20 protein-coding genes, 1 tRNA gene, 1 CRISPR repeat array and 1 riboswitch are annotated in these 19,685 nt (G+C 50.7%); of the genes, 12 read left to right on the forward strand and 9 right to left on the reverse strand.

What is annotated here, in order from left to right; translation table 11 throughout:
* Positions 1-67 precede the first annotated feature (67 nt).
* Positions 68-907 (reverse strand): CheR family methyltransferase, encoded by an 840-nt coding sequence (locus tag ACN0R1_RS17325; RefSeq protein ID WP_417585149.1) that lies wholly within the window; start codon positions 905-907, stop codon positions 68-70.
* 22 nt (positions 908-929) lie between these two features.
* The gene (locus ACN0R1_RS17330) at positions 930-1,871 is read right to left on the reverse strand and encodes a chemotaxis protein CheV (protein ID WP_417585151.1); all 942 of its coding nucleotides are present in this window, start codon (positions 1,869-1,871) and stop codon (positions 930-932) included.
* Positions 1,872-1,937: 66 nt separating this feature from the next.
* Here ACN0R1_RS17330 and flgA point away from each other — a divergent pair, with 66 nt between their 5' ends.
* The 5 genes from flgA (at position 1,938) to ACN0R1_RS17355 (ending at position 5,274) form a co-directional block, all read left to right on the forward strand.
* On the forward strand, positions 1,938-2,642 hold the full coding sequence (flgA, locus tag ACN0R1_RS17335) for a flagellar basal body P-ring formation chaperone FlgA (RefSeq protein ID WP_417585153.1): 705 nt from the start codon (positions 1,938-1,940) through the stop codon (positions 2,640-2,642).
* Positions 2,643-2,790: 148 nt separating this feature from the next.
* Positions 2,791-3,117, forward strand: a complete 327-nt coding sequence (gene flgM / locus ACN0R1_RS17340) for a flagellar biosynthesis anti-sigma factor FlgM (protein WP_417585155.1) — start codon at positions 2,791-2,793, stop codon at positions 3,115-3,117.
* Positions 3,118-3,122: 5 nt separating this feature from the next.
* Complete coding sequence (gene flgN / locus ACN0R1_RS17345; protein ID WP_417585157.1) at positions 3,123-3,623, forward strand: flagellar export chaperone FlgN; 501 nt, start codon at positions 3,123-3,125, stop codon at positions 3,621-3,623.
* 35 nt (positions 3,624-3,658) lie between these two features.
* Positions 3,659-3,735: transfer RNA gene (locus tag ACN0R1_RS17350), tRNA-Arg, on the forward strand.
* A 177-nt stretch (positions 3,736-3,912) separates the two neighbouring features.
* Positions 3,913-5,274, forward strand: coding sequence for a DUF6538 domain-containing protein (locus ACN0R1_RS17355; RefSeq protein ID WP_417585159.1), 1,362 nt, complete (start codon positions 3,913-3,915; stop codon positions 5,272-5,274).
* A 97-nt stretch (positions 5,275-5,371) separates the two neighbouring features.
* Here the strand turns inward: ACN0R1_RS17355 and ACN0R1_RS17360 are convergent, their stop codons facing one another.
* The 4 genes from ACN0R1_RS17360 to ACN0R1_RS17375 form a co-directional block, all read right to left on the reverse strand.
* A complete protein-coding gene (locus ACN0R1_RS17360) occupies positions 5,372-5,860 on the reverse strand; it encodes a hypothetical protein (RefSeq protein ID WP_417585161.1) in 489 nt (162 codons plus the stop codon).
* 151 nt (positions 5,861-6,011) lie between these two features.
* On the reverse strand, positions 6,012-7,223 hold the full coding sequence (locus ACN0R1_RS17365) for a primase-helicase family protein (protein ID WP_417585163.1): 1,212 nt from the start codon (positions 7,221-7,223) through the stop codon (positions 6,012-6,014).
* A gap of 117 nt (positions 7,224-7,340) precedes the next feature.
* A complete protein-coding gene (locus tag ACN0R1_RS17370; RefSeq protein ID WP_417585165.1) occupies positions 7,341-7,595 on the reverse strand; it encodes a hypothetical protein in 255 nt (84 codons plus the stop codon).
* A gap of 763 nt (positions 7,596-8,358) precedes the next feature.
* The gene (locus ACN0R1_RS17375) at positions 8,359-8,937 is read right to left on the reverse strand and encodes a recombinase family protein (protein WP_417585167.1); all 579 of its coding nucleotides are present in this window, start codon (positions 8,935-8,937) and stop codon (positions 8,359-8,361) included.
* A gap of 239 nt (positions 8,938-9,176) precedes the next feature.
* On the opposite strand from ACN0R1_RS17375, the gene ACN0R1_RS17380 reads away from it, so the two are divergent.
* The 6 genes from ACN0R1_RS17380 (at position 9,177) to ACN0R1_RS17405 (ending at position 14,989) form a co-directional block, all read left to right on the forward strand.
* Positions 9,177-9,632 (forward strand): hypothetical protein, encoded by a 456-nt coding sequence (locus tag ACN0R1_RS17380; RefSeq protein WP_417585169.1) that lies wholly within the window; start codon positions 9,177-9,179, stop codon positions 9,630-9,632.
* A gap of 197 nt (positions 9,633-9,829) precedes the next feature.
* Positions 9,830-10,006 carry a hypothetical protein gene (locus ACN0R1_RS17385; RefSeq protein ID WP_417585171.1) on the forward strand — a complete coding sequence of 59 codons (177 nt, stop codon included), beginning with the start codon at positions 9,830-9,832 and terminating at the stop codon, positions 10,004-10,006.
* A 249-nt stretch (positions 10,007-10,255) separates the two neighbouring features.
* On the forward strand, positions 10,256-10,870 hold the full coding sequence (locus ACN0R1_RS17390; RefSeq protein ID WP_417585173.1) for a DUF1294 domain-containing protein: 615 nt from the start codon (positions 10,256-10,258) through the stop codon (positions 10,868-10,870).
* A gap of 280 nt (positions 10,871-11,150) precedes the next feature.
* Positions 11,151-11,227, forward strand: a riboswitch (cyclic di-GMP riboswitch).
* 443 nt (positions 11,228-11,670) lie between these two features.
* Complete coding sequence (locus ACN0R1_RS17395; RefSeq protein WP_417585175.1) at positions 11,671-12,468, forward strand: ATP-dependent zinc protease; 798 nt, start codon at positions 11,671-11,673, stop codon at positions 12,466-12,468.
* The gene (locus tag ACN0R1_RS17400; RefSeq protein ID WP_417585177.1) at positions 12,465-13,985 is read left to right on the forward strand and encodes a UUP1 family membrane protein; all 1,521 of its coding nucleotides are present in this window, start codon (positions 12,465-12,467) and stop codon (positions 13,983-13,985) included. The genes ACN0R1_RS17395 and ACN0R1_RS17400 overlap by 4 nt, the downstream gene beginning before the upstream one ends.
* Complete coding sequence (locus ACN0R1_RS17405) at positions 13,982-14,989, forward strand: alpha-L-glutamate ligase-like protein (protein ID WP_417585179.1); 1,008 nt, start codon at positions 13,982-13,984, stop codon at positions 14,987-14,989. The genes ACN0R1_RS17400 and ACN0R1_RS17405 overlap by 4 nt, the downstream gene beginning before the upstream one ends.
* A gap of 20 nt (positions 14,990-15,009) precedes the next feature.
* Here the strand turns inward: ACN0R1_RS17405 and ACN0R1_RS17410 are convergent, their stop codons facing one another.
* Positions 15,010-16,221, reverse strand: coding sequence for a CynX/NimT family MFS transporter (locus ACN0R1_RS17410; RefSeq protein WP_417585181.1), 1,212 nt, complete (start codon positions 16,219-16,221; stop codon positions 15,010-15,012).
* Positions 16,222-16,324: 103 nt separating this feature from the next.
* Here ACN0R1_RS17410 and ACN0R1_RS17415 point away from each other — a divergent pair, with 103 nt between their 5' ends.
* Positions 16,325-16,867, forward strand: a complete 543-nt coding sequence (locus ACN0R1_RS17415) for a glutathione peroxidase (protein ID WP_417585183.1) — start codon at positions 16,325-16,327, stop codon at positions 16,865-16,867.
* On the opposite strand, the gene ACN0R1_RS17420 is transcribed toward ACN0R1_RS17415, so the two are convergent.
* Positions 16,868-17,839 carry a ribonuclease Z gene (locus ACN0R1_RS17420; RefSeq protein ID WP_417585185.1) on the reverse strand — a complete coding sequence of 324 codons (972 nt, stop codon included), beginning with the start codon at positions 17,837-17,839 and terminating at the stop codon, positions 16,868-16,870.
* 121 nt (positions 17,840-17,960) lie between these two features.
* A CRISPR array of direct repeats spans positions 17,961-19,249; the repeat unit is 28 nt; unit sequence TTTCTCAGCTGCCTGTACGGCAGCGAAC.
* Positions 19,250-19,379: 130 nt separating this feature from the next.
* Positions 19,380-19,685, reverse strand: a 306-nt coding sequence (cas6f, locus tag ACN0R1_RS17425) for a type I-F CRISPR-associated endoribonuclease Cas6/Csy4 (protein ID WP_417585187.1), incomplete at its 5' end; no start/stop codon positions are given.

Raw genomic sequence — 19,685 nt, forward strand, 5'->3', positions numbered from 1 at the left:
AAGCGGCAAGGTCGTACCGGCAAGGCGGCAAGAGCGGCGATTGCCGCTCTCGGTATTTGAGGAGGTATCAGATCGCCTGGTAGATAATGCCCGGGCGACAGTGGATCATTTTGTACAGGTCGTTCAGTCCTGACAGAGATTCGGAAGCCCCCAGTAAAAGGTAACCGCCAGGGCGCAACTGCCGATGCATTTTGCGCAAAATTTCCAGCTTTACGTCAGACGAGAAGTAAATCAGTACGTTTCGGCAAAATATCAGATCGAACTGCCCCAAGGTACTGTACTGACCCAACAGGTTCAGACTCTGGAAGCGCACACGGCTTTTAATCGCCGGCTTAATGGTCCAACTTCCCTGCGGGGAAGACTGGAAGAACTTATGCAAACGATCCTGTGACAGACCTCGCCCCAGCGCCAGCATTTCATACTCGCCCTTGCGCGCCTGCTCCAACACCGTTGAAGAGATATCCGTCGCCAGAATCTCTTCACCGGAAGAAAAGGACCCCGGATTACCCTGCTTGAACTCATCGATCACCATGCTGATCGAGTAAGGCTCCTGCCCCGTCGAACAGGCCGCGGACCAGATGCGCAGCTTTTGAAAACGGTTTTCCGCCTTCAGCTCCGGCAGCAGTTTATTGCGCAGAATTTCATAGGGATGAATATCGCGGAACCAGAGCGTTTCATTGGTGGTCATCGCATCAATGACCTGCTCTTTCAGGGTATTACCCCCAGGGCGATTCAACCGCAGCACCAGGTCGCTAAGCCCACCACAACCCTGCTGCTGCATGATTTTGCTCAAGCGGCTTTGCACCAGATATTGCTTGTGCTCTGCCAACAGAATGCCACAGCTCTTCTCAAGAAAAGTACTGAATTCCTTGAACTCTGCAGGCGATATGCTGAAGCCACTGCTCACAGGCCGGTTCCCTTATGTGTACTTACTGTGCAGATTCAACCTGGCGGATACGGTTTACAACCACACCAGCCAAATCATTGGGGTTGAACTTGGCCAGGAAGCCATCAGCCCCGACCTTTTTAACCATGGAAACGTTGAAGCCACCACTCAAAGACGTATGCAGGACCACATGCAGTTTAGACATGCGGGTATCCTCACGAATCATGGACGTCAGGGTGTAACCATCCATTTCTGGCATTTCGATATCGGAAATGACCATCAGGAACAGTTTCTCCACATCCACCTGCCGATCCAGCAGCTCATGGAGCATTGTCAGGGCCTGACGGCCATTATTAGCCACCGACACTTTAACGCCCAAGTCTTCCAGGCTGCGTTGCATCTGGTTACGCGCAACTGCCGAGTCGTCGACAATAAGTACGTGATGCTCGCGAGCACGTTGGCGCACTTCATGAGTTGCGACTTCCTCACTGACTTCGGTCGACATCGGATACAGATCGGCCAGGATTTGTTCTACGTCCAGAATTTCAACCAGCTTGCCTTCATATTCAAAGACAGCTGTCAGGTAGTTCTCATTACCGATCTCTTTCGGCGGGGCCATGATTTGATCCCACTGAGTATTCAGAATACGGTCAACCTTTCGCACCATAAACGCCAGGGTACGGCGGTTGTATTCAGCAACAATCAGGAAACTTTTCGGTTGATCTTCGGCCGGGATCGGCGCTCGGCCGATAGCTTCGGACAGATCCAGAACAGGAATGGTTTCACCACGGATATGCGCCATACCCTTGATAGAGGACGTCTGACGCGGAACCTCCGTAAGATCTGGGCATTGCAGCACCTCACGAACCTTAAATACGTTGATGCCGTATCTCTGACTGGTTTCCAGGCCGAAGAGCAACAGCTCCAAGCGGTTTTGGCCCACCATCTGCGTGCGCAGGTTTACAGTATCCAGGATCCCTGACATGATCTAACCAACCCCGAGGTCGTTAACAAAAAGTTTAGCCCGGCTTCGTATCGCCAGGACACCCGCGTGAGTATTTCCAGTTTAACACCAGTTGCTGCCACCTTGGCCATAACCTTATGGTGGCTAATGGCTTTACCAGCATCCGCAGATACTATCTCAGAACAGATCAACGTTCAGGTGTCTGAAGCAATTAAACAACACTTTCTTACCAAAGTGCCAGATAGCCGCCTTCAGATTCAGCTCAACCCGCTTCCCTCCCAGCTTCGACTTGCTCCCTGCACGGGTCCTCTGAACGTTAAATTACCGCTCCAAAGCGGCCAACGCATCACCGCCAAAGCCAGCTGCAACCAACCACGCTGGAGCCTTTTCGTAACCGGAACAGTCAAGCAGTATAAAACGATTGTGGTCGCCACCAGCCCTATCGTCAAAGGAAGCCGGCTGAATGCAGGCAAATTGGCATTAAGAGAGCGTGAAATCAGCAGCCTGGACGGTGATTACTTTCAGCGCCAGCAGGACGTTGTTGGGCGTGTCGCTCGAATCAGCATTGGTGCTGATAACGTCATTACGCCTCGTATGCTAGCTCAGGCAATGGCTGTTCAGCGTGGCGACCCCGTCGTTATTGAAGCCAGGCGCGGCAGCATCCTGATTCGCACCGAGGGGATTGCACAGGAAAACGGTAAGGAAGGAGATGTCATTTCTGTCCTGAATAGCCGCTCGAATATTGAAATACGTGCCCGCATAACAGCACCCGGTAAGGTTCAAGTGCCCTGACAACTCGCGGGGTCAGGCTCTTTTCGCTATACTGAGACCCTGCTTGGGTGTGCAACTGTAATTTTTGTTGACCCCTAACAAAAAAGATTAAAGTTTTCTTCAAGGCGACCGATACCCTTGCACAGAACAGAATGCGAGGAAATGTAAAATGGCTATCGATTTTCCCGGCCTGTCCCCGACCCAGTCGGCTGGCAACCGTGGCAAAGTCAGCGACCAGCAGAGCAGCGCCCCCTCGGGTGCAGCCAGCCAGCCGGCGGCGGCAACAGAGCGAGGCGTGGACCAGCGTGCGGATACCGTACGCATCAGCGATACTGCGCAGGCTTTGCAACGTTCAGTAGACAGCTCCGATAACGGAGGCGTCGACAACGACCGTGTTGCCCGTATCCGCGCCGCGATTGAAGACGGTTCTTACCAGATCAACAATGAGCGCATTGCTGACAGCATGCTTCAGCTCGACAGCCTATTGAGTGAATAACGCGGATGACCGTCAGTGCACCTGATGCCAACTTCAGCGCCCAACTGGGTCGACTGATCGATCAAAGTACCAAGCTGCTCCAGCAGCTTGAGCCTTTGCTTGAGACCGAACTTCAGGCACTGCAGGACCGTAACACCGACCTGCTGACGCAAAACAACCAGCTCAAACTTAACTGCCTTTCTGAGCTGGATCGTGCCATCAAGGCACGAGATGAACTATTGCATCAGCAGCAGGTTTCCCCGACGTCTGAATCCGTCCTGGAGTTTTTCCAAAACCTCCCTGCTCCCGCCAACACCCTGCTAACTCAAGCCTGGGAAAAACTGGAAAGCCAGCTCGAATCGGTCAAGAAGTTGAATATGCGCAACGAACAGGTGCTGCTGCGCAGTAAGCAAAGTACTGATCAGCTTTTGGCCCTTCTGCAAGGTCATGCCCGCAGTAACACTGTGTACAACAACTCGGGCGACGAAGGCCGTTACGAAGGCCAGCGCAGCTTGGGCAAAGCCTAGAAAAAACATCCGCTTAACGTTAGAATCCCGACCGTGCCTCAGTAGCTCAGTTGTATAGAGCAGCCCCCTCCTAAGGGGCAGGTCGCAGGTTAGAGTCCTGCCTGGGGCGCCATTTCAAATCAACCACTTCCAGATAACTCTTTGATAGTATTGAAATTAACTTTCACCACTACCTTAAAAGGGTACGAAGTCGGGTACGAAATAGAGTACGACCTTCAGCAGATGCCGCACTGAATCAGCGGAGTTTGTTACTATGCGTGGCTATCGCTTTACAGCAGGATGCTTGCAAATGAAGGTTAAGTACTTAGTCAGGAAAGCGTCAGGCCTTTACTACTACCGTAGAGACATTCCCAAGGATCTCAGGGACGTTTTCAAAAAGCGCGAAATCAAGCAGTCGCTCAAGACCCACGACCAGCAGCAAGCTGTTAGGAAAGCCCAGCAGCTAACAAAACGCTATGACCTTGAATTTGAAAGAATGAGAGGGTCTGGTGAACGAGATCAGGCCGTTCGGTTTTTGGCTAAATACGACCTCATAGATGCACCTATCTCCCGCCAGCCCAGTCAGCCAACCCAAGAACAGATAAACAACGCGCATCCACTTGATCAGTTTCTGTGGGGCTATGACATCATGATGCTGGATCTTGAGCAGCAGTCGGATGATGGGTATGACGATAGATGGAATCCTATCTACAAGCCTTTGCATCCACACCAGCAACGTGCATTAGACATACTCAATGACGAAGAAAGGGTCAGCCTGACAGAAGTAAGAGATCAAGCCTTGAAACTGGCCCAGAACCAGAAGAAAGTGAATGAAATCAACCGAACCTATGCTTACTTCATCGACCGCCTGACTGTTTTGGATTTAGCCGAGATACGAACAAGGGATGCACAGACTGTTGTTGATAAGCTGCTCGCTGAAGGCCTCAAGACAGAGACAGTGAAGAAAGCCCTCGGCATTGTCCGTAAAGGCGTTAGAACGCTAATCAAACGCTATGACATGACCATTAAAAATCCTTTTGATGATGTCGAGCTGGCGAATGTTCGTTCTGATACTATCAAGCGTCATACCGCCAGCATGTCAGAACTGAAAGAGATTCATGCGGCTGTGGTAGCTAAGAAGCACCTTGTAACAGCTCAGATAGTCGGGCTGCTACTGAACACCGGCTGCCGTTGTAACGAGCTTGGCGGTCTCATGCTGGAAGACATTGTGCTTACTGAAGCAGTACCTCATATCCGGTTAAGGCATGCTAAGAATAGACAGCTAAAGAACGATAATTCAGAAAGGCGAGTACCGCTGACGGGTGTCAGCCTTGAGGTTGCAAAGCAGATTGTTGCAAACGCATCTAAGGGCCAGGTTTACGCCTTTGAACGCTACAACAAGGACGACACCTACAAACGGGATAATTGCAGCAATGCCGTAAACAAGTGGCTGAGAGCCATCATTCCCGAATGTACCAGCCATTCATTCAGGCATGCACTGAGAGACAGACTGGTTGAAGCCAGCATTCCAGAACTTGAGATCGACAACATACTGGGCTGGGCAAGCAATAAGATGATCCAGCACTATGGCAAGTCTGAAGCACTGGCAACCTTACGCAATGCACTGGAAAGAATGCACAAACACGAAGATAGTCAGGGATACAGCTTCTAAACACCCCTGAGAGCCATGAAAGATAGTCTACAAGCTGAAGCAGTATATCAACGTCTGACTCAGAAAGGTGTTATTGCAGACTTTGCTGGTACTGAAATCAGTGAATAGTGAGACGTGAAAGCATTTCTTCAAGGTTGTTTAGCATTTCTGATTCGTAGCACCAAGGGATCTTTTCAGCTTTCATCTTGTTGACTGCTTGAGTAGAGAGCTTGGTGTTGTCTTTGAATACAAGTAGGAAGCGGCCTTGATAGTGTCTTGCAACTATTCCTTGCTTGAACACAGAATTGCTCCAATGGTTTTCAAGTAACTTCTGCTGGCGGTTCTTGCGTGTTATCCAATGACGCTGTTTGCTCCACGATTCATCTGCATGGTCTTGGGTCTTCTTGTTATTCAGTTTATAGCACTTGAATTCAACGTAGATGGTGTCTTGATAGATGAAATCGGGCTTAGCCCAGAACGTGCAGCCTTCTGAATCTTCAAAGCTATTTGGATATAAATATGACTGAGCTGGTGAAAGTTTTTCAGTGTTACGAGTAAAAAATTTGTACTCTTCATTTGAATCAAATTCTGATTGTGTATAGTGCATAATTTAAAAACCTGTATAAATATATAAAGTAAAATTTCATAAGTGGGTGTCATGGTTGTCCACTTTGTCAAAGTCCAGTAAATACTAAGGATGTAGCGTGACACCCATTAATATGGGTGGCTGACCAATGGGTGTCTATGGGTGTCCACTTTTAGTAAGTTGTGTTGTAATCTTCAGAGCTGAACGGGTAAGGAATGTAAGATTCAGCAGCCTCTTTAATCGTTTTGCTGTCGATGTCACAGTGATACCAGAAGGTCTGTTTCTTTCTTTTTAGAGTCAAGCGTTTACTCTGATACCCTTCACGACTTAAAAAGTCTTTTATTTCCTTATCGTAATAGCTGTCACTGAGATGCATTTTCAGACACTCCCATTGAAATACTTTCCTATCCTTAAGAAAATCTTCAAGCTCTGTCTCAAGTTCAGGCTTAGACCGTTCAACCATAGCTAACAAAGTTTCAGTCTCTGGCGGTGATTTGTGATTGAAACCTTCAAGTGACTGAGACATAAACCAATTATAGATTGTGTCTAAATCCAATTCCTTTAGGAGGCGTTTAATAAAAACCTGTGTTTCAACGAGGTTGCTTTGGTGTTTTATGTAACCCGGTGCATACCAACGCCTTGTATCTTTCTCTGTTAGCTTAAGCGGGGTTCTTTCGTTGCTTGCTAACATAATGCGGGTGAAGACAGGTACTGTCCTTGGCATTTCATATTTTGGTTCAATCTGAATCATTGACTCAGAGATCCTGCTTTTCAACTTTGTCATTGTTGACGGGTGATCTGACTTCGGATCATCTAGCATACAGAGCATGGTCCCATGCAAGCTGTTAGAGTGCTTACTAGTAAACGTACTGTAGTTATCATTCTGAACAGCTTGACCACATAGCAAGGGGTACAAAATCTCGCTGAACAAAACCCCTTTTCCGGTCCCTTGCTCACTAGTTAGTAGTAATGCAAAACTTGGTCTCTCCTCTGGCTTCTGTATCATGTGAGCCAGGAATTGAACAACCTGTTTACGTTCTTCTTCTATTGGAAATAGTCTTTCAAGGAACTCAATCCAGAGCTTGATACAACTATCACTACCTTGAGATTTCGGACTATATTGTTTCCAAGTATTTAGTTGGTAATAGTCACCCGGCAGAAGTATTAGCTTATTTTTATTAGGTAAAAAAACTTCTTCGTTAATCTTTGGCAGTGACTTGAAGACATATGCTTTCTGAGAGGGATGAACAAGGTCTTCAATAGCTAATTCTGTGTTGCTGGCAGGGTGGTACAAATACGATTTGTTTCGGTTTGTACGGATGTAATAACCTTGTTCTTTTAATTCCTTAACGGTGTTTTGGATGTCGTTTTCCGGAGCTGGCATAAAGTTGTGCCTCCTTCTCTATTAGTGAAATAATTAGTTGTGTCGGTGTCTTCTTGTACTGCTCGCATAGCTGTTCAACCATTTTTATTAAGTTGCTTTGATAGACTCTGATACGCATTAGAATTCACCTTTTGAGTACATATAAGAAGGTTCTAAGAGCTTTCTATTAGTACTGGCCACCCTGATGCGACCTTTAGGGAAATAACCATAGTAAGCATAATAGGCCCACTGCCTAAGGGTATGCTTTACTCCGGCTAAAGTGATTTTGTGATTAGCTGGGTAATCATCTGAAATAACTGTTTCTCCGTCTTCATTGACGGTGGTGTATTGTTCGAGAATGCTGGAAACCAGCTTCTGATGGTGTGTTTTCATTAGTTGTTCTCCTTATAATAGACGCAAAAAAGCCCAGCGGGTGAGAAACACCGGCAGGCTGAGAAATAGACAAATTGTTATAGGGTTAGTAAATCAACTCTATTAAAATAGGATATGGGAAGGAGTATATCGAGTCAACCCTTAAAGAGACTTAAAAAACATCTCTCAATCCATATTATAAATGCTACCTTGATTTTAAGGTGCTGTCAAAGTATTTTTATTTGTATTGGATACTTGTGAGTGGCTTGTAAAGAGGGTGTTTGTCAATCAGATTGCTATAGTAATCAATATTAAATTGGTATTGTTCTTGAGAGGTGGTTAGCAAGGAAATATTATGAAGTGGAGGTGGTTCTTAGAATCTGGTGATTATACCCCCGCGTCTGTTTCTACAGCTAGACAGGGGATGACCATTCATTCAGGCTTGTCCATATCATCAACAGCCTGCTTCCCCAAAAATGTAATAATAATTGATATGAATATTGCCAAGATTAAAAGAGAAAAATTTTGTGTCATCACCCCAAAAATCATACCAATCACTATTAATAAACAGCCAGAAGCGGAATATGGACGAAAGGTTTTTTGGCTACCCCTATACGATTTAGAGGTTAGTCTGCCACAGTGAGGGCAAGACCGAGCTTCTGTACTAATGTCGTGACCACAGTCCTTGCATGTGATGAGAGGCATTATCTATTCCCTTAGATGAATACTGATTTCTGAAAAGAGTATCAACAAGCGGTGACAGATACCAGCAGGGGGTTATTGTTTAGACCGCTTTTTTATTCCAATGTCGTTTGATAGTGGCAAGACTGATACCTAGCTCCTTAGCTGCTTGAGACTGGCTTAGACCTTCCTCTTTAGCCTTCTGAACAGCTTTAGTTGTGGTAGTTGCTACGGGTCTACCGAGCTTCTTCCCTTCCTTCTTGGCACGTTGTAGGCCTTCCTTAGTACGTTCCTTGATACGGTTCTTTTCAAACTCTGCAAAAGCTGTAAACATCTGAAGGATCAGTTTACCTTCCGCTGATGCTAAGTCCCTAGACGGTAGATCCAGAGATACAACGCTGATGCCTTTGTCCATTAGCATTGTAATGGTCTGCTGAACGTCTATGTTATCCCTTCCGAGTCGGTCTAGCTTCAATACAACCAGAGTGTCACCAGCTTCCAGCTTATGATTAACCAGTGTTGAGAAGACTGGTCTTTCCATTGCATGTACACCACCTGAGATAGTCTCAGACACAATGCGATGATCTTTTACCTGATAACCGGCTGCTTCAATGGCATTGATCTGATTAGCTGTTGTCTGCTCGCTAGTACTTACTCGGCAGTAAGCGAAGATGCGGGACATGATGTAGCTCCTTGCTGGTATCGTTTAACGTGGTGTCATTATAAATGATGGTATCATAAAGTCAAAGGCTATTTTATTGACACCTTTCAAGCATGATTTATCTGGTGTCACAAAACCAACGATTGTTGATACTACGAAATCTTATTGCTCACTAAAGATATTGTTAATGCCTGTAGGGTTGTTAGCATTGAGAGATGCGTTTTATTAAGGAATACTTATAGATAGTAAGGAGCTGCACCATGATCCATCCTGCAAAATTTCTATTTTTTCCGATTTTTGCCTTGTCTGTGCTAGGTTGTGTCCCAGCAAAAACCAATTATGCAGAGGAAGCTACTAAAAGGTTTAATGAGGATTTAGCTAAACACAAGGCATCACAGACTCGTATGTGGGAGATCGAGGCTAGTATTCTGCAAAGAACCATTACAGAGAATGGTGAAATGCCTACTATCGAGAAGATTAAACGGGATTCTATAGCTAATTTCAAAGACCCTGACTCAGTTCTATTCAAGGATCTAAAACTTATCTCATTTGGTGATGGGAAATTATTGTGTGGTTCCCTAAATGCAAAAAATGGTTTTGGTGCTTATGTAGGATATAAGCAGTTCCTAGCATCTACGATCACGATGCACCTGCCTAGAAAAGATGAGAGGTTTGCAATAACAACAGAAAGAATGATCCGAGACATCTGTATCTGAGCTGATGGGCGAAGGTTGGCATCACTCAAAAATGGTGGTGTCAGCCTCCAGCTGTTTACGCAATCTTGGATTTAATTGATTTCTTCGGTCCTTCTGAGTTCGGATCTAATGACTCTAACAGAGGCTGGAGCTTCAATTGAGATTTTCACTTGTCGTGTATCTGAAGGCATCCCGCAGCGCTTCAGAAGCGGGTCTTGGTGACGGTAGAAACTCAGAATGATGTTATCGCCAATGAAGAGCTGTTCGTCTTCCTTGAGAATGATGGTGAGCACCGTTGGCTCCCTTTCCTTGGAATAGCTGTACTGGTTGCATGTTACCGCAAAAATTCTAAAGCTGGCGCAGATGGCAGTTTTGATGTCTCTACTGTAGAGTGAAAGGGTACGAAATGAGGTACAGGTGAAGAATAAAACCATCTTACCCAATGGCATAACTTATTGTTTTTAAACGACTAAATATAACATCCAATAAAATACGGCATCTGCCTGGGGCGCCACTTCCTTAACATCATTGCACCACTTTTCTCCTTCATTTATCCGCAAAACCAGCCGAACCCCCAAAGTACGCCAATAACGGTACCTGTATGATATTTTAACGGCTCGACAACACCTCCAGGGAAGAAGCACATGGCCATGAAGGGACGCATCAAAAAGTGGAACGCGGATAAAGGCTTTGGATTTATTCAGCCACTTGAAGGCGGCAAGGAACTGTTTTTTCACGTCAGTGCGATGCGCGACCGAAGCTTGTTGCCACAGGTGAACCAATTGGTGACCTTCGAGCCGAGCACTGATAAAGACAATCGCCCACGTGCAGAGTCTGTCGTTCTGGCTGGCACCAGCGTGCGAAAGCAAAGGCCTAACCAGCAATCAAGCAGTCACTCCCTGCTACTGGCCTTAGCAGTATTAGCCGCTATAAGCGTGGTTGCGATGATTGGCCTGCTGCCTTGGCAACTCCCTTTGGCCATGGCTGTTTTGAGCGTGTGGACATTCATCGTTTATGCCCTGGATAAGTCCGCAGCACAAGCGAACCGACGCCGTACTCCTGAATCGACTTTGCACATGCTGGCACTGCTGGGTGGATGGCCTGGCGCGCTCTGTGCTCAGGGTTTATTACGTCATAAATCCGTGAAGGCGGAGTTTCGAAGTGTGTTTTGGTGGACAGTTGCCATCAACCTTGGGCTGGTGGGCTTTTTGGCAAGCGCTCCCGGTAGAGCGTTTTGGGTACCCTTGGCACAGTGGTAAATCCCCCCTTGGGCGGCCACGCTTTCACATCCCAGTAGCAAAGCGACGAAATCCCAAAGGACAAGGTGCACCACATCGGCAGGCGAATAAGCATGTGAGGTTAGCCCCCTGTCTTGAGCGTTACCCCCACAGGGCAAGCCGTCGCCTTTTGTAATCAAAAAGTCGCATTTTTGAGTCATATCACACTTTCAGAATTGGCAGGTTACAATTTAACCTGCTATTATCGATCTCAGGTTTGACTGTGTCAGCGGTCCAACTTATTACTCCAGCGAAGAATCTCTCCCGAAAAAGGCTACTGTCGGTCAAGCGACAGACGCAAAGCCAGGGGCCGACAGGAATGGCCGCCTGGTTACCGAAAGAGAGATTCACCCTAATTCGCTCATACACTGCAGGCGTTGAATTTCGCTCTTGCCCCCCCCTGAAAAACCATCGTCTATATAGCACCTAGTGATCACACGCTCCCTTTTATCTGTCTCTTCAGCCAGTGATACTCGCGTTTTGCATTGTTACGCTCACCAAACCCTTTCCCTTGTTTTAACAAGTGCCTTGGTTAAGACACATCTGCCAACTCTTTACATATGTATCTAAATAGATACACTAGTATTAACTTTGGTAATGACCATCAGGATTGTTGGTTGCGCCAAAGACTCTCCAGCAGTGGGCGCCCGCGTCGGCGTCCACGACCTACCGCTCGCGTCTTTCATCCGCCGTTCAGTCACAGTTGTATAGACTCTGCACAGTTTCAACTTCTAAATAGCCTTGTATAACCGCCTGCCTGGCCGGTTTGAGGAGATTTCCAAATGTCTAAATCCTTGGGTGCATTCCATCGCGCCTTGTCTCTCATATTGTTTACAGCTTTGCTCAGCGCCTGTAGCCATGACCGCTATCTGTTTATCGAACGCGCGGACCTGAACCAGCTCAATGATCAACTGCATCAACAACAGAGCCGACTTGATACCCTTGCCGCCGTAAACCAGCAGCAGCTGGAGAACCTGGGTGAAACCCAGCGCTTCCAGCACCAGGAGTTGAGTTCCACATTGAAGGAGCAGAACCGCGCTCTTGCCCAGCTGCAATACTCACGTCCGAGCGTCCGCCCAACACAGGCGCCTGCATCCCAGCCAACAAATACCGGCCGTTATCAGGGCAAATTGGTCGTAGGTGAAGTGGAGAAGTTTTACCTTGCCTCGGCGGGGCTGACGTACAACGCGCGTATAGACAGTGGCGCTACAACGTCCTCCCTGCATGCCACCAATATCCAGCCCTTTGAGCGTGATGGTGACAACTGGGTCCGTTTTGAAATTGCACACCCGGAAACCGATGAAACGGTGACGTTGGAGCGTCCTTTATCACGCCGAGCCCACATTATTCAGGCCAACAGTGAAGAGGCGGAGCGTCGTCCTGTTGTCGAGCTGCCCTTTGTGATCGGCGACCACCGTCAAACAGCCGAATTCACATTAAATGATCGAGACCACCTGACCTACCCAGTCCTGATCGGTCGAAATGTGCTGCGAGATGTGATGTTGATCGATGTCGGTCGCGAGCATATAACCCAGCTCCCTGAGGGTCTGGGCAAACCCAATCAGGAAGACACACCATGATCCCTCGCTCCCGCGCGCCCTTTTATCTGGCGGTAATGCTGTTGATTCTGGCCGGTTTATCATTAGCCGTGATACGTCATGTACAGATGGGTGTTCCCTGGTTACCCGGTAAGCAGCAGCCCGTGTGGCTGGTCGAGGCACGCATCGACTTTGATGCCTGGAACGAGCCTGTCAGTGTCAACCTGAACATTCCTGACCAGCCGCCCGGCTTTTATACGCTGACCGAACAGGCTGCATCCCCCGGCTATGGCTTTGCCATTACCGAGCATCAGGGTGATCGCCGTGCCGAGTGGACGATCCGTAACGCCAATGGCCCACAGACGCTCTACTTCAAGACACGACTGATTCCTGACAGCTATGCGCAAGACGCTCCGCTTGAGCCCGGCACGATAGAACCCAGCGACGTGTTCCTGGAGGAGCCCGAAGCCACCGCAGCCAAAGCCTTGCTGCAACAGGCTGAAGCACTTTCCAGCAACCCGGCCAGCCTGGCACGAGAGCTGATCAAGTTACTGACCAGCCAGACACCGGATCAGAACACCCGCCTGCTTCTAAGCCAGGCATCGCTGCCTGTCACGCTGGTTGAACTCCTCAATTCCGCCGGTATTCCAGCACGAATCGCTGACGGCCTGAAACTGGAAGATGCCCGTCGTCAGCAAACTCTTGAACCCTGGCTACAGGTTCACGACGGTGACCGCTGGCTAACGTTTAACCCACGTACCGGTGCCCAGGGAGTTCCGGATGACGTGCTTTTGTGGCGCCAGACACAGGGCCCTCTTCTGGACCTGGTCGGCGGTTCTGGCTCCCGCGTGCACTTTTCAATGCTGCGCCAAACCCTGCCGGCATTGCAGATTCTGAGATCCGAGGCCAAGGACCGCTCATTCGGTTCATTTAGCCTGTATCAATTACCGGTAGAGCAGCAAAGCATGTTCCGCATGCTGCTGTTACTGCCGCTGGGGGCGCTGGTGGTGTGCCTGATGAGGATTCTGGTCGGTATCAAAACGTCCGGCACCTTTATGCCGGTATTGATTGCCGTCGCCTTCGTGCAAACCTCACTCCTGCCAGGATTGGCCGCGTTCATCAGCGTTGTGACCCTTGGCTTGATGATGCGAGGCTATCTGTCGAGCCTGAACCTGCTGCTGGTATCCCGCATCTCGGCTCTGATCATTCTGGTGTTGTTCATTACGGTCGGTATCAGCATCGTAGGCTATCAGATGGGCTTCAGCACCGGCATGACAGTCACCTTCTTCCCGATGGTGATTCTGGCCTGGACCATCGAGCGTATGTCGATTCTATGGGAGGAAGAAGGTGCTCACGAAGTGCTGATTCAGGGTGCTGGCAGTTTGCTGGTGGCCATTCTTGCTTACCTGGTGATGCGATCGCCTCTGGCGGAACACCTCAGTTTCAACTTCCCCGAACTGCATCTGGTCGTGCTCGGTATCATCCTGCTGCTGGGACAGTACACCGGCTACAAACTGACCGAGTTGCGCCGCTTTGCACCCATGAAGGGGTATCAATGATGTTTGACTGGATTCGTCCACGCGCGCTCAAAAAGCAGGGCATGCTCAGCATGAACAAGCGCAACATTGACTATATAGCGCGCTATAACGACCGCCGAGCCTTTCCCCTGGTCGACAACAAGCTGCTGACCAAACAGGTGGTGGATGAGTACGATGTTGCCAGCCCTCGCCTGTTGCAGGTAGTGCGTGAGCAGCATGAAATCGCGCACTTTCGCGAGCAGGTTGCGAACTTGGACGGCTTTGCCATCAAGCCCGCCAAAGGCTCAGGTGGCAAAGGCATCCTGGTAATCACCAGCCGTGAGGGAGATGATTTTCTGAAACCCTCCGGCAGTCGCCTCAGCCTTGCTGATATTGAGCGTCACCTGTCGAATATACTGGCCGGTCTTTACTCACTGGGCGGTTCGCCCGATGTCGCCGTCATTGAAGCGCTGGTCCGCAGTGAACCGAGGCTCGCAGCCTACTCGCATCAGGGCGTGCCGGATATTCGTATCGTCGTATTCAAGGGCTATCCGGTGATGGCCATGCTGCGCCTGGCAACACAGGCCTCAGACGGCAAGGCAAACCTGCATCAGGGTGCGGTAGGCGTGGGGCTTAATCTGGCCAATGGCCATGCCTTGAATGCGGTCCAGTTCGACCGGCCACTCAGCGAGCATCCCGATAATGGTCTCAGGCTAGCCGACATTCGTATTCACAACTGGCACTACCTGCTCGGTATGGCCAGCCGTTGCTACGAGGCTACAGGACTCGGGTACATGGGTGTGGATCTGGTAGTGGATGAGGAGCGTGGCCCCCTGTTACTTGAACTCAACGCTCGCCCCGGTCTGGCCATTCAAATCGCTAACGGGCAAGGGTTGCTGCCTCGACTTCAGGCGATTGAGGCGCTGAAACGCCCTCACCTGACACCCGCGGAGCGGGTGTATTGGGCCATGACCCAAGCCGGTGCCGAAAATATTCCCAAGCCGGCACCGGTGTCTGCAGCCTTCGAGCCTCTGCTACAGATGTAACGTCAAGGGTTGGGCCACTGTTAAATCAGGCGCCCAACTCGCGTCACCAAAAACACACCCAGTGCGGACATGCAGCCGGTGGCCAACCAGGTCAAATGCCAGCCACCGGCCCAACCCGCCAGCGCGCCGATCGCCGGGGGCGCAATAAACTGCCCCAAGGCCGACAACTGCAACATCCAGCCCACGGCTGTGGACACCAGACTGGTATCCGGCGCCAAGCGCACGGCCAAAGAAAACAGGACGCCGGGTATCACACCGCTGACGGCAGAGAACATCAGCACAGCGACATAACGCAACCAGGGCAACTCAGATGTAACCGATGAGAATGCGGTCCAGGTCGTCAGTGTCATAACAGCAAAGCCGGCATACAGCAGTTGCTTCGGCTTGAAACCCGCCTGCATCAGGCGACCCGATGCGGCATTGCCCACCACATTAGCCACGGCTGCAAACGCGGTCAGCACACCCACCAGCGAACCTTCAAGACCTGCCTGTGTATAAATGGACGGCAGGAAACCGATAACCGATAACCACTGACCCGAATAGGTAGCGAAGATCATCGCCACCAGCCAGGGCCCCGGTCGACTCAATATCAGTTTGAGTCGACCGGCAATGGCACGTAATCCCGCCAACGGAGAGCCTGTGCGCGGGTTGTGATCGCGTTGATCCGCCGGCACTCGTATCAGAACCGCCACCAACATCAATGCCGTTACCGACGCAATCAGCCACCACCAGCCTTGCCAGCCGAGCTGTTGCATCAACCAGGGACCGACCAGCAACCCCGTGCCGGTACCAAACCCCATATAGCAACCCCACCAGCCCAGACTCACACTGAGCTTTTCCGGTGCCACCAACTGCCTTAACAAGCCCGGTCCCGACAGGGTAACCAACAGGAAGCCGAAGCCCTCAAACCCGCGCAGAACCAGCAATTCAGTGGCAGAAGCCGCGAAACCACCCAGCACACTGGTCAGCGTCAGAACACTCAAGCCGGTCAGAATACTGCGCCTCAGCCCGGCGCTATCCGCCAACACACCGATAAGCGCACCGGCCAGCATGCCCGCCAACTGGACCAGCGACAGCATGAACCCAGCCTGCACCAGGCTCACACCCAACTCCTCCTGGAGCACAGGAATCGCCGGCGGCAACTTTCCGATGTGCAAGGCTGCCGTAATCCCTGCCAGCATCACCAGGATTTCAGGCGGCAGCCTGCGTGAGCGAGTGGCTGAAGTGTTCAATGGAGAGTCCCTGTGAGAAAAAGGCGCATTGTACGCGCCTGCGACACTGAACCAAAATGAACAGACTGCGTATCATCAACATACCACTTAAGCAGAGATCGCCATGAAACGCCTAATGACATCCATTCTGGGCTTGAGCCTGTGCCAAGTTGCAATGGCCGTTGAGCCCGATACTGACGCTTTGCTGAATCACCAGATCAAACGTCTGCACGCTGAGGAGATCGTAGATCTTCGTACTGCTTACGAAGGGCATCCCATGCTGGTTATCAATACCGCCAGCCATTGCGGCTTTACCCCACAATTTGAAGGGCTGGAAGGCGTGCACCAGGCATACAAGGATCAAGGGTTGAAAGTGGTTGGCTTTCCGTCCAACGATTTCATGCAGGAAGCCAAGGATGAGGCAAAAATTGCAAAAGTGTGCCGCTACAATTTTGGCGTCACCTTCGACATGTACTCACCGATTGCCGTGCGCGGCAGCGATGCCCACCCTATCTTCCGTGAGATAGCCCGTCAGACCGACACACCGCCCAAATGGAATTTTTACAAATACGTGATTGATCGTGAAGGTCGTGTAACAGCCGTTTTTTCCAGCATGACGTCACCCGATGATAAAAAACTCAGAAAGGCGATCGAAGCTGTGTTGTGATCAAGCATCTATTCGCTGAACCCGCCCGTCGCGTGAAATGCTGAAAGAATCAAAATCGTCTGCCAGAAAGAGATCGCCATCATATTGACTGAGTGCTTCGTCCCGGATTTCATCCAGCGAGGCCTCCCCTTTTCGCCTTTGCACCTTGCGATAGCGTGGGCTGAAATGGGTCAGGATAAGCGCTGGCAGCTGCTGAGACTGCGCAAATTTCGCCACACGCAAGGCACTGCTATGCTGAGGCTCTGGCCCGACCTTCTGCAGCACTGACTCAGTGTAAGTCGCCTCATGTACCAGCACCTGAGTTCCCTTGCAGGCAGCTGTCAGAAGCTCCGGCTGATCGTTGTCTCCCCCCACCACCAGAGCACGCGGCGCATGGGCCGGGAGGCAATAGTCGGCGCCATTCAACTCACGCCCATCCGGAAGCACCACTTGCTCCCCCTTCTGCAACTGCCCATAGAGCGGTGAGGGCAACACGCCTTCAGACTGAAGTCGCGTGGTATCCAGACCTTGCGGGATCTGACGTTCCTCCAGCCTGTAACCCCAGCATTCAACTCGATGGCTCAACTGAGTCGCTGTAACACCGAATTCATCCAGCTCCAGCGCCAGCCCTTCGGACACTTCAACGAATTCCAGCGGGTACTCAATGCGCAACTCGGTGTGCTCAATGACCGATTGCAGATAGGACCAGACAGCGGCAGGACCCACCAGCGCCAATGGCTCGGTACGGCCATTCAATTGACAGGAGGCCAACAGCCCCGGCAAGCCGTAGCAATGATCCCCATGAATATGAGTAATCAGAATTGCTTTCAGTTTAAGGGGCGATAAGCGGGTCCTCAGCAACTGATGCTGTGTTGCTTCACCGCAATCGACCAATACCCAGCCACGCCCGCGCTCAGGCTGAATGGCCAGTGCACTGACATTACGTTGACGAGTGGGTGCACCGGACGAGGTGCCGAGGAAGATCAGGTTCATGGAGGCGTTTACCTTCGATGCTCTATTGAAGAACAATCTACCATCTTCGTCACTCAAAATAGCTACAAGCTGCCTGTGCGGCAGCGAACGCGGCAGAAGCAGCGGCAGCACGTTCCTGTGCTTTCTCAGCTGCCTGTGCGGCAGCGAACGGTGCTGAAACATCAAAAGCGGTGGCAAGAATTTTCTCAGCTGCCTGTGCGGCAGCGAACTTGCGGCGCTTCTGTTCACGGCGGTTGCGCACTTTCTCAGCTGCCTGTGCGGCAGCGAACTCGCCTGTTTGGCGATGGCACTATCGATCAGTTTTCTCAGCTGCCTGTGCGGCAGCGAACTCACCGAACGACACCTGCACGGTATCGAGCTTTTTCTCAGCTGCCTGTGCGGCAGCGAACAACCATTGAGTTCTTTAAACAGGTGCTCGACTTTTCTCAGCTGCCTGTGCGGCAGCGAACGCTCTACTGCAATCGGGTTCGGTCCCATCGCCTTTCTCAGCTGCCTGTGCGGCAGCGAACCAGTGCCCATCGTTGCGCCCTGCGTGGCTTGATTTCTCAGCTGCCTGTGCGGCAGCGAACGTCCGCATTGCCTCAGAGAGTGCCAGCCAGACTTTCTCAGCTGCCTGTGCGGCAGCGAACATGAACCAGTTTGACGGCATGACCGCTGCCAGTTTTCTCAGCTGCCTGTGCGGCAGCGAACGCCATTCTCATCCAGTTCGTACATTTTTAAGCTTTCTCAGCTGCCTGTACGGCAGCGAACCGTACGCAACAGATAGGGGCGTCACGCTTGTTTTTCTCAGCTGCCTGTACGGCAGCGAACCCGAGGTAATGCGTGTTATCTGTGACGATCAGTTTCTCAGCTGCCTGTACGGCAGCGAACCGCTGGTATATACGCAGCTTGCTGATGTGCTTTTTCTCAGCTGCCTGTACGGCAGCGAACAGACCTGCAAATACGCCTCAACGAATGTCGCTTTTCTCAGCTGCCTGTACGGCAGCGAACGTATCGGCAAGCGTCCCGGCGACATTCGATCATTTCTCAGCTGCCTGTACGGCAGCGAACCCCACTGGCCAGTTGTCGGCGCGGGTGTTGCCTTTCTCAGCTGCCTGTACGGCAGCGAACATTAAAGCGCCCAGGTGGTGGGGGCGGCATTATTTCTCAGCTGCCTGTACGGCAGCGAACAGCCTTGAGTCGATTAACGCCAAGCTGGATAATTTCTCAGCTGCCTGTACGGCAGCGAACATTCCAAAACCAAAACACCCTTATGGTGGTGATTTCTCAGCTGCCTGTACGGCAGCGAACAAGTGCCCGGGTGATCTCTTGGATCACAGCCTTTTCTCAGCTGCCTGTACGGCAGCGAACGCCCCTGTACCGTTCTGCACGGGTCTGCATCCTTTCTCAGCTGCCTGTACGGCAGCGAACTAGAACAATAAAACTATAACTCGCTGATTTTTAAAGAACAAACACACAAATACCTGCCTACCCCCTTTTCTCAAGAGGGCAGGTAAGTGTTTGATTTAAAAGCATGGTTTTCTTTACACCCGAAAAAGGGTCAAAACCAGGGGATCGTTGCCTGCCGGCTGAGCCCATAGGTATTGAACTCGGCACTGGTCGGCTGCTCCCTCAGCTCCCCCTGCTCTATAAACAGGGTGAAACTCTGCTCCGTGCTTTGGCTTCTCAGGTGCACATAAGGCAGATCCGGTCTGCGCTCAACACTATCAGGGATTGCGGCGGCTGCCTGTTCCCAGGTTTCGCCCTTGCGCTTCATGCGGCGCCGGCGCAGACGTTCGCTGCTGGTTTTGAACTGACGCCGCGAAACGGTCCGGTATTGCACCGATTCAGGGACCGGCAGGATGTC

It is taken from the genome of Nitrincola sp., assembly GCF_048264025.1.
Classification (GTDB): domain Bacteria; phylum Pseudomonadota; class Gammaproteobacteria; order Pseudomonadales; family Balneatricaceae; genus Nitrincola.

Bases quoted from the DNA above. Each gene is read 5' to 3' on its own strand.
- ACN0R1_RS17415 (WP_417585183.1), top strand. From the start codon at position 16,325: ATGAAACGCCTAATGACATCCATTCTGGGCTTGAGCCTGTGCCAAGTT.
- ACN0R1_RS17375 (WP_417585167.1), bottom strand. From the start codon at position 8,937: ATGTCCCGCATCTTCGCTTACTGCCGAGTAAGTACTAGCGAGCAGACA.
- ACN0R1_RS17355 (WP_417585159.1), top strand. From the start codon at position 3,913: ATGAAGGTTAAGTACTTAGTCAGGAAAGCGTCAGGCCTTTACTACTAC.
- ACN0R1_RS17400 (WP_417585177.1), top strand. From the start codon at position 12,465: ATGATCCCTCGCTCCCGCGCGCCCTTTTATCTGGCGGTAATGCTGTTG.
- ACN0R1_RS17405 (WP_417585179.1), top strand. From the start codon at position 13,982: ATGATGTTTGACTGGATTCGTCCACGCGCGCTCAAAAAGCAGGGCATG.
- flgM (WP_417585155.1), top strand. From the start codon at position 2,791: ATGGCTATCGATTTTCCCGGCCTGTCCCCGACCCAGTCGGCTGGCAAC.
- ACN0R1_RS17330 (WP_417585151.1), bottom strand. From the start codon at position 1,871: ATGTCAGGGATCCTGGATACTGTAAACCTGCGCACGCAGATGGTGGGC.
- ACN0R1_RS17365 (WP_417585163.1), bottom strand. From the start codon at position 7,223: ATGCCAGCTCCGGAAAACGACATCCAAAACACCGTTAAGGAATTAAAA.
- ACN0R1_RS17420 (WP_417585185.1), bottom strand. From the start codon at position 17,839: ATGAACCTGATCTTCCTCGGCACCTCGTCCGGTGCACCCACTCGTCAA.
- ACN0R1_RS17380 (WP_417585169.1), top strand. From the start codon at position 9,177: ATGATCCATCCTGCAAAATTTCTATTTTTTCCGATTTTTGCCTTGTCT.
- ACN0R1_RS17370 (WP_417585165.1), bottom strand. From the start codon at position 7,595: ATGAAAACACACCATCAGAAGCTGGTTTCCAGCATTCTCGAACAATAC.
- ACN0R1_RS17395 (WP_417585175.1), top strand. From the start codon at position 11,671: ATGTCTAAATCCTTGGGTGCATTCCATCGCGCCTTGTCTCTCATATTG.
- ACN0R1_RS17390 (WP_417585173.1), top strand. From the start codon at position 10,256: ATGGCCATGAAGGGACGCATCAAAAAGTGGAACGCGGATAAAGGCTTT.
- ACN0R1_RS17360 (WP_417585161.1), bottom strand. From the start codon at position 5,860: ATGCACTATACACAATCAGAATTTGATTCAAATGAAGAGTACAAATTT.
- flgN (WP_417585157.1), top strand. From the start codon at position 3,123: ATGACCGTCAGTGCACCTGATGCCAACTTCAGCGCCCAACTGGGTCGA.